Annotated in this window: 11 protein-coding genes; 4 read left to right on the top strand and 7 right to left on the bottom strand. The window is 41.2% G+C overall.

The genetic code is table 11. From position 1 onward, the window contains the following. The first annotated feature begins 254 nt into the window (after positions 1-254). From NSTC745_RS19680 to NSTC745_RS19695, 4 genes are all read left to right on the top strand, one after another. Complete coding sequence (locus NSTC745_RS19680; protein ID WP_445632437.1) at positions 255-1,679, top strand: protein kinase domain-containing protein; 1,425 nt, start codon at positions 255-257, stop codon at positions 1,677-1,679. A 78-nt stretch (positions 1,680-1,757) separates the two neighbouring features. Next, positions 1,758-2,381, top strand: coding sequence for a Uma2 family endonuclease (locus tag NSTC745_RS19685; RefSeq protein WP_445632438.1), 624 nt, complete (start codon positions 1,758-1,760; stop codon positions 2,379-2,381). A gap of 889 nt (positions 2,382-3,270) precedes the next feature. After that, positions 3,271-4,353, top strand: coding sequence for a photosystem II q(b) protein (psbA, locus tag NSTC745_RS19690; protein ID WP_445632439.1), 1,083 nt, complete (start codon positions 3,271-3,273; stop codon positions 4,351-4,353). Between the two features lie 177 nt (positions 4,354-4,530). After that, on the top strand, positions 4,531-5,088 hold the full coding sequence (locus NSTC745_RS19695) for a cysteine hydrolase family protein (RefSeq protein ID WP_445632440.1): 558 nt from the start codon (positions 4,531-4,533) through the stop codon (positions 5,086-5,088). Positions 5,089-5,245: 157 nt separating this feature from the next. Here the strand turns inward: NSTC745_RS19695 and NSTC745_RS19700 are convergent, their stop codons facing one another. The 7 genes from NSTC745_RS19700 to NSTC745_RS19730 all read right to left on the bottom strand — a co-directional run bounded on the left by NSTC745_RS19700 (position 5,246) and on the right by NSTC745_RS19730 (position 12,741). Then, positions 5,246-6,214: a TauD/TfdA dioxygenase family protein gene (locus tag NSTC745_RS19700; protein ID WP_445632441.1), complete on the bottom strand. Its 969-nt coding sequence runs from the start codon at positions 6,212-6,214 to the stop codon at positions 5,246-5,248. 458 nt (positions 6,215-6,672) lie between these two features. Beyond that, positions 6,673-8,829, bottom strand: a complete 2,157-nt coding sequence (locus NSTC745_RS19705) for a CHASE2 domain-containing protein (protein ID WP_445632442.1) — start codon at positions 8,827-8,829, stop codon at positions 6,673-6,675. A gap of 146 nt (positions 8,830-8,975) precedes the next feature. Further along, positions 8,976-11,051, bottom strand: coding sequence for an FHA domain-containing protein (locus NSTC745_RS19710; RefSeq protein WP_445632443.1), 2,076 nt, complete (start codon positions 11,049-11,051; stop codon positions 8,976-8,978). Then, positions 11,048-11,230, bottom strand: a complete 183-nt coding sequence (locus NSTC745_RS19715; protein ID WP_445638646.1) for a DUF6760 family protein — start codon at positions 11,228-11,230, stop codon at positions 11,048-11,050. The genes NSTC745_RS19710 and NSTC745_RS19715 overlap by 4 nt, the downstream gene beginning before the upstream one ends. Then, the gene (locus NSTC745_RS19720; protein WP_445632444.1) at positions 11,194-11,577 is read right to left on the bottom strand and encodes a phage tail assembly protein; all 384 of its coding nucleotides are present in this window, start codon (positions 11,575-11,577) and stop codon (positions 11,194-11,196) included. The genes NSTC745_RS19715 and NSTC745_RS19720 overlap by 37 nt, the downstream gene beginning before the upstream one ends. A 221-nt stretch (positions 11,578-11,798) precedes the next feature. Next, a complete protein-coding gene (locus NSTC745_RS19725) occupies positions 11,799-12,146 on the bottom strand; it encodes a hypothetical protein (protein WP_445632445.1) in 348 nt (115 codons plus the stop codon). A 121-nt stretch (positions 12,147-12,267) separates the two neighbouring features. After that, positions 12,268-12,741: a phage tail protein gene (locus NSTC745_RS19730; RefSeq protein WP_445632446.1), complete on the bottom strand. Its 474-nt coding sequence runs from the start codon at positions 12,739-12,741 to the stop codon at positions 12,268-12,270. Positions 12,742-12,813: the final 72 nt, after the last annotated feature.

Here is a 12,813-nt window from a genome sequence, read left to right on the forward strand (position 1 = left end):
TTAGTGTTTAAAAAATGGGAATGGGGCATAGGGCATAGGGTATGGGAAGAGGACAAGGGGAAAGGGAAAGGGGTAAGGCAAAAGGGTAAAGATTAAATTTATTCCTTTTCCCTTTAACCTTTAACCTTTTCCCCTGTCCAATGCCCTATGCCCTATGCCCTATGCCCAATGCCCAATGTCCCACTCAATTATGTGCAAAAATCAAGATTAACAAAATAAGTGAATGAGTAATTCCAGCAGCAAGGGGGAATTTAATGCAGGGCCAAACCATCGGTGGACGCTACCAAATTCTCACCCAACTGGGACAAGGGGGGTTTGGTACGACTTTTTTAGCTCAAGACATACAAAGGACAGGAAATCCGCAGTGCGTTGTTAAGCATTTTAAACCATTCTCTACTGATACATATACTTTAGGGGAAGACAAACGTTTGTTTGACAGGGAAGCATTAATTCTGGAAACGTTAGGAAAGCATGACCAAATTCCTCAATTATTGGATCACTTTGAAGAAAATGAAGAATTTTATTTAGTTCAAGAATTTATTTCAGGTCATGACATTACTGAAGAAATACCACCTCTAGGTGAGCGATTGAGTGAATACGAAACTATTAAACTTTTAAAAGAAATTTTGGAAGTTTTAGCATTTGTCCATCAACATAATGTGATTCATCGGAATCTTAAACCTGCTAATATTAAGCGCAGACAGTTAGATAACAAGATTGTGCTAATTGATTTTGGGGCTGTTAAACAAATTAGTACTCAAATGACTAATGCTCAAGGGGAAACAAGTTTTACAGTTGCCACTGGTACTTCTGGTTATATGCCAAGCGAACAAGCTAATGGCACTCCAGAGTTGAGCAGTGATATCTATGCAGTGGGAATTATTGCTATCCAAGCTTTGACAGGAATTAATCCTGCTGACTTTGGCACTCAAGGACTACCAAGAAACCCGCATACAGGAGAAATTGATTGGCGCAATCAAATACAAGTGAGTCAGCAGCTAGCAGAAATTATAGACGCGATGGTGCTGTATGACTTTCGCCAGCGTTATCCCACAGCAACATCCGCATTGCAAGCTTTAGAAATGCTAGAAAAAATACCAGATACTAAAATTGAGAAAACCTTACAAGTAGCACGGCCGCAGAAATTTTTCCTTAGTGCAGGAATAACGGCAGTAGTCGCTACTATAAGTCTATGGTTATTGCAATTACAAACTCCTAACCAAAATTTTTTGATATATCAAGATTCTAGCTATGGTATAAAAATCCAATATCCAGAAACTTGGAAAATTCAAGAAACGCCAAATTTAATAACTAAAGGGTTAGTAACATTCTTATCACCTAAAGAAACTGAAAAAGATAATTTTCAAGAATTTTTCACTATAACTATTGAAAATTTTTCTGGTACATTGCAAGAATCGCAAGATTTATTTATTAATGAAATCAAAGCTACTTTATCTGATGCAACTATTGTAAATACAAGTGAAAGAACTCTAGCAAAAAAAAGAGCTAATCAACTTATCTTTATGGGCAAAAATGGAAACAAGAATCTAAAAAATTTACAAATTTGGACTTTAAAGGGGAATCAAGCATATATCATTACTTATTCAGCAGCACTAGATGATTACGATCGCTTCTTGCCCACCGCAGAAAAAATGATTGAATCTTTTGAAATTCATTAATGATTTTGTCAGGCTAAAATTAGACAGATGGCTGTCAGGTAAAAATACTGTCCACCGCACCACTATTTGAGATAAATCATGGCTCAAGCTTTACCTAAACAAATAACTTTTGATGAATTTATCGAGCGACTGCCAGAAAATTCAGAGGTACGCTACGAACTGCACGATGGGGTAATTATCGAAATGCCAAAGCCGACTGGGAAGCATTCAAATGTGACTGGTTTTTTGATTGAAGAATTAGTTTTAACTATCATCCAAATGGGAAAGCGTGGTATTTGGACAATTCCCAGAGAATCGATTGTCAAGCCTAGCAATGAAAAATCTGGCTATGAACCAGATATCATTGTTTTAGATCGAGATGCTATCAGTAGTGAACCTCGTTGGGAACGCGAATCAATCATTGAGAATGCGACGAGTGTAAAATTGATTGTTGAAGTTGTCAGTAGTAATTGGCGTGATGATTATCATAAAAAACTGGCTGATTATGAAGAGATGGGTATTCCTGAATACTGGGTTGTGGACTATGCTGCATTCGGTGGACGTGTGTTTCTTGGGAATCCCAAACAGCCGGCTATCTTTATTTACCAATTGATTGAAGGTGAATATCAAGTTAGCCAATTTAAGCGAGATGATTCATTAATATCATCAACATTCCCAGACTTAAATTTGACTGCTGACCGGATTTTTCAAGCAGGAGAATGAGAAAGGCGATCTAAATCAGCGCGGTTAGGGGCTGGTAAAAATTTGTACCTCCAGCATAAGTAAGTTAATTGATGGTTGCAGTTGTAGTAAATGCACTCAGCGAACCTATCAAAATCCATATCAATCTTTGACCAAATAACTTGAATTTTAAAGTTCTTAACACCCCACCCCCAACCCCTTTCAAGGGTAGGTTTCCTGGATTTCACATTTTGACTGACGCGGGGACACGGGGACGCGGGGACGCAAAGAAAATTTTGAAGGCAAAAATTGAGATCTGAGGACTGAATTGAGAAAAACCTGCCCTTGAAAGCGGGAGATGGGGAGATGAGGCAATACGGTTTGGTTAAGATCCCCCCGCCTACGGCGACCCTCTTAAAAAGGGGGATTTAGGAGGATCTACAAGTATTGAATACAACACCAAGAAGTTTTCAGACATCCTCTTAGGATTAGGAATGCAACCAGCGCTCAACCAGAAGTCGGCGAGGCTATGCTTTATCGCCTAAATCGGGCAATGGAAGATTTGGCAGCAGTGACAGAGTATTTAGAAGGGTAGCAGACAAATTCCTACAGTAGTATCTTTCATGTACAGGACTTACGCAATATGTGACTGAAAACCTTATTCAAGCGTAGCGGTAATTCATGAATTACCTCTACTTTCGTTATCTTTTGCGTAAGTCCTGATGTAGCAGACTGAGGAGTGACGCTCTTTTTTCCTCGCTTATGCGTCTGGACACTCATCTAGCTTTTAAATAAGTAAAGTTAATCATTTCTATTGACTCTACAAAATTATTAGCACTTGATTAACTTTTGTAAAGCAGTGTAAAGTATACTCACAGGCGAAAACAAAAGCGCCTGATTCATACATAAATTCAACCGCACTTATAAAACAATGACAGCAACCATTCAACAGCGCCAAAGCGCCAACGTATGGGAGCGGTTTGCAAACTGGATTACCAGCACCAACAACCGCCTTTACATCGGCTGGTTCGGCGTCCTAATGATCCCCACCCTGCTAGCCGCCACCGCCTGCTTCGTAATCGCCTTCATCGCAGCACCACCAGTAGACATCGATGGTATCCGCGAACCAGTAGCAGGTTCCTTACTTTACGGAAACAACATCATCTCCGGTGCAGTAGTACCTTCTTCTAACGCAATTGGTTTGCACTTCTACCCAATTTGGGAAGCAGCATCTCTTGATGAATGGCTCTACAACGGCGGCCCTTACCAGTTGGTAATCTTCCACTTCCTGATTGGCGTATTCTGCTACTTAGGTCGTGAGTGGGAATTGTCCTACCGCTTGGGAATGCGTCCTTGGATCTGCCTAGCGTTCTCTGCGCCAGTAGCAGCAGCAACCGCAGTATTCTTGATCTACCCCATCGGACAAGGTTCCTTCTCTGACGGTATGCCCTTGGGAATCTCCGGAACCTTCAACTTCATGATTGTGTTCCAAGCAGAGCACAACATCCTGATGCACCCCTTCCACATGTTAGGTGTGGCTGGTGTATTCGGCGGAAGTTTATTCTCCGCAATGCACGGTTCTCTGGTAACTTCTTCCTTGGTTCGTGAAACAACCGAAAGCGAATCTCAGAACTACGGTTACAAGTTCGGTCAAGAAGAAGAAACCTACAACATCGTTGCTGCCCACGGTTACTTCGGTCGCTTGATCTTCCAATACGCTTCCTTCAACAACAGCCGTTCCTTGCACTTCTTCCTAGCTGCATGGCCTGTAATCGGCATCTGGTTCACCGCCTTGGGTGTAAGCACAATGGCGTTCAACCTCAATGGTTTCAACTTCAACCAATCCATCATCGACTCTCAAGGTCGCGTAATCAACACCTGGGCTGACATCATCAACCGCGCTAACCTGGGTATGGAAGTAATGCACGAGCGTAACGCTCACAACTTCCCCTTAGACTTGGCTGCTGCTGATGTTGCTCCTGTTGCTCTAACCGCTCCTGACATCAACGGTTAATTGCTAGCCTAGTCAACTGAAAATTAAATAGAATCAAAAGCGCTCTCCTTTTTGGAGGGCGCTTTTTAGCATAAAAGCTCGACAGTTTGGGATTTTGGATTATTTTGGTATTGCTAATCCAAAATCCCAAAAAATTCATTGACAAATACTTCCAAGTTATCAGGGACAAGAATCAATATGAAACGAGCCTTATTAGTAATTGATGTTCAAAACGAATACTTCACAGGTAAACTACCAATAACCTATCCATCGGGAAGTTTAGATAATATTCTTCAAGTAATGAATATTGCTAAAGAGCGAGATATACCTGTGATTGTTGTTAGACATACACAGCCGCTAGAAAACTCTCCCATTTTTCAAAAGGGAAGTCCAGAATGGGAGCTTCATCCAGAAATTGCCAAATATCCCTACGATCTCCTGATTGAAAAAAATTTGCCAGGAAGTTTTACTGCAACAGAGTTAGAGTCTTGGCTCAAAGAAAGGAATATCGATACAGTTGTCATCTCTGGATACATGACTCAAATGTGTTGTGACACAACCGCTAGACAAGCCGCCCATCTGGGTTTTTCTGTAGAGTTTCTTTCTGATGCGACAGGAACCCTCGCCTTTGAAAATAATGCCGGTACTGCTACTGATGAAGAACTTCATAGAGCAACTTTAGTTGCCCAAGATACTTTTATTAGTAAGGTAATAAATACCTCTAAATGGATTAATAATCTTGAAGATACGAATTAAGTTCAAAAGCAAATTTTTGGCTAGTGTCAAATAATTTTAGATTTTAGATTAACCTCATGCCGTTGATACTGGGGCTTGAATTTTGTAGGGAAGCACAGTTAGCTGTGCTTCCCTACTATGTAAATTATTTAAATTGCAACCCTATTGACGTTGTACTTTATGAAAGTACTGGTTGGGCTTCGAGTTTCTGGGCTTGGTTTTTCAAAACGGTTGGTAATTCGCTGTTGAAAGCTTCACCTTCTACCACTTGGGAGCGGAAACCGTCAACTCCAACTGGAACGTCGCCTGTGATGGTAGTGCGGTAAAGTACGCGCTCGACTTCTATATGGTCTAGATCTTGAGGGGCTAAATGGGCGGTGGCGCGGTTGTCCCAGAAGGCAATATCACCATTGTTCCAGCGGAAGCGGGTGGTGTAGGCGGGCTTGGTAATCTGGTTGAAGAATAATTCAAGCAGCAGGTCGCTTTCTTGTCGTGACACGTCAAGAATGTGCGAGGTGAAGCCAGGGTTCACGAACAACGCACGTTCGCCCGTCTCAGGATGAACCCGAACCACTGGATGGATGGAAACCAAAGGATTGGCAGCGATGCGTTGGGCAATCTTGCTGTTGCTAGGCAAATTCAAACGCGCATTAAAACGATGTTCGGCTTTGAGTGTATCTGCAAGCGCCCGCACGGGTGCTGACAGACCCTCATAAGCTGCAACCAAATTGGTCCACTGTGTGTCGCCACCGATGCTCGGAACGTTAACCGCACGCAAAATTGAACCCGCAGGAGGGTTGACAACTGCTGTCACATCCGTGTGCCAGCGGCTCTCGTAGCTGGAACGGCGTAGACCATTGCGCTTTTCGTAGCGGCTGCGGTCAATAGGCAGGATTTGTGAGTAACCTTCGATAGGCTCATCTTCGTGGGGATGTGCGTAGGTTACTTCGCCGAAACGAGATGTAAAGGCGATTTGTGCAGCGTGGTCAATGTTCTGACCGCGAAAGAATACAACTTTCCACTTCAATAGTGTTTGACGAATTTCTTGGACTGCTTCGTCGTGCAGAGGACGCGAAAGATCCACGCCACTGATTTCGGCACCGATGAAACCAGCTACTGGTTTAACTTCAATGTGCTTGTAGCTCATGTAGATTCTCCATTCAATCCATAGAGGAGTTTTCGCAAAGTTCGCTTTCTTTGGTTGCTATCTACGGTAATCAAAGGAAGCGATCGCAACTCTCAGTATTATACGGTAACTTGACCGAGTTACCGTATAATAAATGTAAAGTTATGAAAAGAACCCAAAATGTAGCCTGATACTAAGTTGCAGTCAAAGATAGTAAGGTTGGCAACAGCGATCGCAGTTTGGAAACAGATATCTCAGTCCATACCCAAGTTATTACGAAAAAGGAGAAAACAACTAAATTATTTGAGCTTTACTCCCCGGACGCAAAGCCGCAACCATAGCCATCCGAAGCCACTTCCAATGAAATAATAGGGAAAATCTGCCCAAGTGAAGACGCTACCTATTAAATAAAATGTGTTGTAATTTTCTATTCTTCTGAGAACTGACTCTTGAATTATGAATTTTGAATTCTTTAGTATTTATAAACTTTCAATAATTTTTAGCACTTCTGCTGCTGACTGATATCTTTGAGTAAAGTCGTAATGTACCATTTTATTTAAGATAAGAAATAAATCATTTGTAACCTCAGCTAAGTCGCGCCAACTCTGCCAAACGTCTGTATTACCATCAGGTTCAGTTTGAATAATTACTTCACCAGTATTTGCATCTCTGCGAAATACTCTTGGGTCTACTCCAGTTAAAGCTTGTATACCCATAATTCCCAATGCATAGATATCGCTGTTTAGTTTTGGTAACCCACTCATTTGCTCAGAAGGAGCATAACTAGGAGTACCAATTGAAATAGTTTGATATTCTTGTTGTTGGGGCTGGATTTGTTTAACAGCGCCAAAGTCAATTAAAACAATGTGCCGATCTGATTCTCGTCTAATTAAGTTACTAGGTTTGATGTCTCGATGAATTACACCATAGCTGTGAACAAAAACAAGCACTTGTAAAACTTCTTTTAGTATGTCCACAACTTCAGTTTGTTTGAGTCGCACACCAGAAATTAACTCTTTATCCATAGCGTGGCCCCGGACAAATTCTTGCACTAAAGAAAACTGACGATTTTCTTCAAAAAAAGCTAACAATTGGGGAATCTGTGGATGCTTACCTAAAGTTTCTAAAATTTCGGCTTCAGCGTCAAATAAGCGCCTGACAACATTTAAATATTCTGCATCTTGGCGGGGAGGTCGTAATTGTTTAACTACACACTGGGGATTACCAGGGCGCTTGATATCCTCAGCTAAATAAGTATTACTAAATCCTCCAGAACCCAAGCGTTCAGTAATTCTGTAGCGGCTGTTTAGTAACGTGCCTAGTGCAATTTCTTGCCCGATAGAATCAGCAATTACTGTTGGCGCTTCATTGGAAGCATCACCGCGTTGCCGTAAAAGTGCTTGTAATTCGATAATTAATTGTTGGTGTTCTTGAACTCTTTGTGTAATTTCTTTTTGCTCTTGTTTAGTTTGATAAGCGGTATATGCAAGGACACTCCCACCAGTAAATACTAACCCCAACATTGGAGGTATTACTGGTAACCATCCAGCTTGAGTAAAAATGAAAAAATTACCTGCAAATAAAACTGCTAGGGCTGTTGCTCCTGCTAATGCTAAAGCTAAAGGATGCTGAATTCGCCATACTAATAAACCACCAACTACAGTCCATCCCCATATCCAAAGAACTTTACCCCACTCAGGGATAAACCAAAATAGAGGCTGTTGATTAAGAACGACACTAAGAATTTGACTAACACTCTGGGCATGAATTTCAATTCCTGCCATCTTGCCAGAATTATCTGACTTACCACTAGCAAATGGTGTATTCAAAATGTCAAGTAAACTATTTGCTGTTGAACCAATTAAAACGATACGGTCTTTAACTAAATCTGGTTTAACTTTATTTTCAAGGATTTCTGTAATTGTTACTTGTTGGGCAATTTGATGACCAGAACGGTAATTCAGCAGGATTTGGTAACCATTGGTATCAGCTTTTTCATAACCGCCAGCATTACTTTGCAGGGGTTTAAATACAATATTTCGTAATTTTAATTCCTTATTTGGGGTAAATTCTGGTTGAATACCACCAACTTCTAAATATTTGAGTGCTAGCTGTAAACTAAAGGAATATGTAGTTTGACAAGGGTCAGATTCATCTGAACTAACTAATAATAAGTTGCGGCGAATTGTAGAATCAGTATCTTCTACAACATCGCTAAATCCCACTCGCTCTGGTTCAACACCTTGAGGAGAGGCAACTCCGGGATTTTTAAAACCAGAATGTTTGCAGATGGGAATGATGAGATCGCTCTGTTGTAGGCGTTGTAGTAGTTTTTCGTGACCAGGCTGTACTGGTAAATCGCGAAAAATATCTAGACCAATGGCTCGCGGTTCGTATTCTTCAAGTTTGCCTAACAGTCGATCTAAAAGTTCGCCAGACAGCGGCCAAGTCAATTTTTGAAGATCTTGTTCAGTTAAAGCAACAATCAACAGACGAGAGTCTGGGCCAGGGTCAGGGCGTAATTGCATCATCTGGTCGTAGACTCTCATTTCCAGAGGTTCAAAAACCCCAAGTTTTTGAATACCTACTAGTAAAAGTGTAGCGATCGCACTTGAAAAAATAACCGGCTGTCTCAATAAACTTTTGAATTTGGCAAACATTTTTTTACATCAGGGCATTGGGCATTGGGCATGGGGAAAGGAAAAGGGGAAAGATTAAATTTATTCCTTTTCCGTTTAACCTTTAACCTTTTCCCCTACCCCCTCCCCCTCCCCACTTAGTGCTAATTTACTACCTGTTTGAGATAATGCACGATCGCCTTTGCTGTTGGTACATTAGTTGCCAGTAAAACTTGATTAATAGTGCATAATCTCAGCAGTGCTTCTTCATTTGCTTGACCAGGCTGAGGTTGTAGCAAATCTCTCAAGAAAATCACCGCTAAAATTTCTCCCGACCCAACCAATGAAGCAATTGTTTGAAATCCACCAGAAGTTGGTGCGGGAGTTTGTTGACTAATAGTTATACCTGCTTGTTGATGTAAAACTTCGCTAACTGATGGCCAGGTAATTGTATAGCTTTGGGAGAAAAATTTTTGATGCTGAGCAACCAATTCAGCAAGTTCCGATTTCTTGCTTTCGTGAGCAATTAGTACTATGTTTTTTTGAGCGATCGCTTTTGCAGGCTCACTTACAATCTCTTCTGAAATTTCCTCAGATTCAGTTGCTTCTACTTCAGATGAAATCTCCTCAGATTCAATTGCTTCTGCTTGAGAAACTTCTTCAACAGTTTGACTGATGATTTCAGGAGCTTCGTTTTCTACTGGCTCCAAAGATTGAATCTCGCCCGATCTAGAAACTTCATTTACATTGACTTCTTCTGTACTTGTATCAGTCAAATCAACGTATTGATTACTGAAAACTTCTGGAACATTATCATCAGATGTCCTGAAGCTTTCAGGAACTTCGCTGACTGTTCGATCGGTTTCTACTCGCTCTATATCTGTCAAGTCTTCTGAGTGAATTGGCGAGCTTTCAGGAACTTCGCTGACTGTTTCATCAGTTTCTACTCCCTTGACATCTGTCAAGTCTTCTGAGTAAATTTGTGTGTCTAAATCTCCTAATTCTTCACTAGTTTCCTCTATAACTTGGGTGGATGTGTCCTGATGTTGAATGTCTACATCTTCACGAACTTCGCTAGTTTCTGGGATAACATCGCTCGCAACTTCATTAACATCTGCGATGTTTTCTGTAGCAATTGGCGTATCCAAGTTTACTACTTCTTGTTGAGTCCCTTCCGCAACAGCATTCTCTTGGGATACTCGGTTAAATATATCACGCGGCTGCACGAAAGTGACTTCTGCCTCTAGTGCGGCTTCAAATTCTGCATCGCGATCTTCAGTAGCTTGGAAAATAGTACCCTCAGTAAGATCGCGCGGCTGTACAAAGGTGACTTCTGCTTCTAGTGCTGCTTCCAACTCTGCATCGCGTTCCTCATTAGCTTGGGGAATGGCGTTTTCTATTTCACGCCGTTGTACAAAAGTAGCTTCTGCTGCCAGTGCTGCCTCAAAATCTGTAACTTCATCATGAGTAGTTTCCGCAGGTGTAATTTCCTCCTTAGGAGTCTCGATAACATCTTGAGGTGTGGCTATTGCCTCATCTGAGTGAGCTTGGCTGGCTTCTGGAACTTCTATTTCCTCAACATCTAGGATAACTTCTTCAACAACTAATGTACGCAAATCTACAATATCATTACGGACATCGTGTGGAACTTCGCTGACAGCTTCTGGTGGCTGAACAATATTTTCCGAGCTAGTGATTTCAATAACTCGGATGTCATCATCAGTTTGAGTAGAAGCAACTTCTGAAATTTCGCTAATTTCTGGTGTTTCTACTTGGTTAGTAATTGGCGTTGAAACTTCGCTGACTACCTCTGGGGCTGGACTAGCAACATTGGGAGTGCTGACATTTTCAGGCGATCGCGATCGCGAAAACAAAGAAGGATCTATAATTCTAAAAACAGTTTCTGGTAATTGCTCGGACAAAGGAGCCACTGCTTCCATAATCAGAACGTAGTCTGCAATTCTGATCACGTCTCCATCATTCAAAAGATATGGTCGCTCCTTTTCAGCTTGTTTACCATTAACTATTGAGCCATTTCTACTGCCAAGGTCACTGAAGTAATAAGTACCACCTTTGACAAAGAACTTACCATGTTGCCGACTGACATCAGGACTATCCAAGACTAAATCAGAAGTAGGAGAACGGCCTATTATCCATTCTCCCCTCGTTGTAGTGTCTATGGTAAGGTCAACTTCATTGATTTCACTTAGAGTTGGTGAATAGCTAACTTTTACTTTCATATTAATTTTTGGTTAATTTTATTGATTTCCGCTACCCAACGCTGACGGGTAGTATGTTCTAAATTTAAAATATCATCTTGTGACCAATGAAAATGATAAGCAATAAAAGCTACCTCCTCATATAAATTATCAGAGGGGTAGCTTATGACTCCCCCGCCAGTTCTAGCTCCACTGAAAATTCAGTATTGCAGTGCGGACATTGTGCCGGAATATGTGCATTACCTTGCTGGTTAATTCGATTGTAAAATTCTCGCAGATAGGCAATATCATGTACGAGCAGTCCTTCAAGTAATTCCGGGCTAACAGAGTTGAGACTACCCAAGCGAACGATAACGCGTGCAAGCATTACCAAGACGCCGTAAGCTGGATTTTCTTGAACTTTGCGTTCTTTTTGCACCAAAATTTCATCTTTAGCAGTGGCTAAACGCATCACTCCTTGACGATGTACTCGGTTTTCACCATCACTCAACCCTCTAGGAAGAGTGAAAGTAAATTCAGTGCAGAGATTATCCTTTTTACGGGCCATAGGTAATTTGGGTGTTGGGCATGGGGCATTGGGCATGGGGCATGGGGATGAGGGAGATAACGCAGCAGAAATGAGAATAAATAATAATGATACAAGTCGCTAAAGTTAGTCTTGTTTAAAATCTAGGTTGCTACTGGACTGAACTTTTGAGCAAATAATACAAACAAACACAATTTGGTATTAACTCAGCATTCTCAATGCTCAATGCCCCATGCCCAAATTCAATTTTGAAGTATTGGCTCAGGAGAATTAACTACATCTTCTGCTGAAGAAGTTTCGCCTTCCAAGCCATTAATTCGACGATAAAAATCTTGAAGATAATTTAAATCCTGAGCAAAAAAGTTTTCTACTATTGCAGGACTAATATCAGTTAAAGCACCCAAGTGGGTAATCACGCGGGACAAGATAATAATTGTGGCATAAACTGGATTAGCTTTTACCCTTGGGTCGCGCAAAGGTGCAATCTCATCTATGGCTGTTGATAATCGCATTACACCCTTGCGGTGGAGGTTGCCTTCAGAGTCTAGATACCCTTTAGGCAGTGTAAATTCAAACTCTGTGGGAAACATATTTCTCTTAAATTAATTAGACTTCTCGCTTTGAATGGGGGAAAGGGGAAGGGGTAAAGGGGAAAGGGAAGATTCTTCATTTTTCCTTTAACCTTTCACCTTTTCCCTTTTCCCCTCTGATTTATTGCGTGCGTTGAAATTCCTCAAAGGCAATCTCCAATTCTTCAATTTCTATTTCATGGCTGTTAGCGTTGAGATCGGCAATTTTGTAACTGGTAGGCCAAGCGCCAGCTAATTCAAATCTAGCTTCTTTGTTAGACGCCTGATCGTAAATAGATAAAGAAATAAACTCACGTTTTTGGGCCCATTTACCATCTTCAACATCTTCAAACCACTTCCATAAATCTTTGGAAGCGTTCAGACCTTTACGCAAAGTAATATTGCCATTTTTCGCATTACCAGGAAGTTTTGTTCTGACTGCTTTACCTTTTGAAGCAGTCCCCCATTTTTGAGAAGTGACTTCACAAATTTCAATGACTTCCTGGGTTCTTTTAAAGCCTTGGCATTCCAAAAAATAGCCATCGCTATCATTTTGACCTATGTCTAATCTTAAAAAGAAACGATAGTTTGTCAGAATTTCTGGTATGGCAGCCATTGTTTTTTACACTAGGAGAGAATGGGGGCTGGGAAGATGAGGAGATGAGGAGATAGGGAGGTGGGGAGATAA

This window comes from Nostoc sp. DSM 114161 (assembly GCF_052692665.1).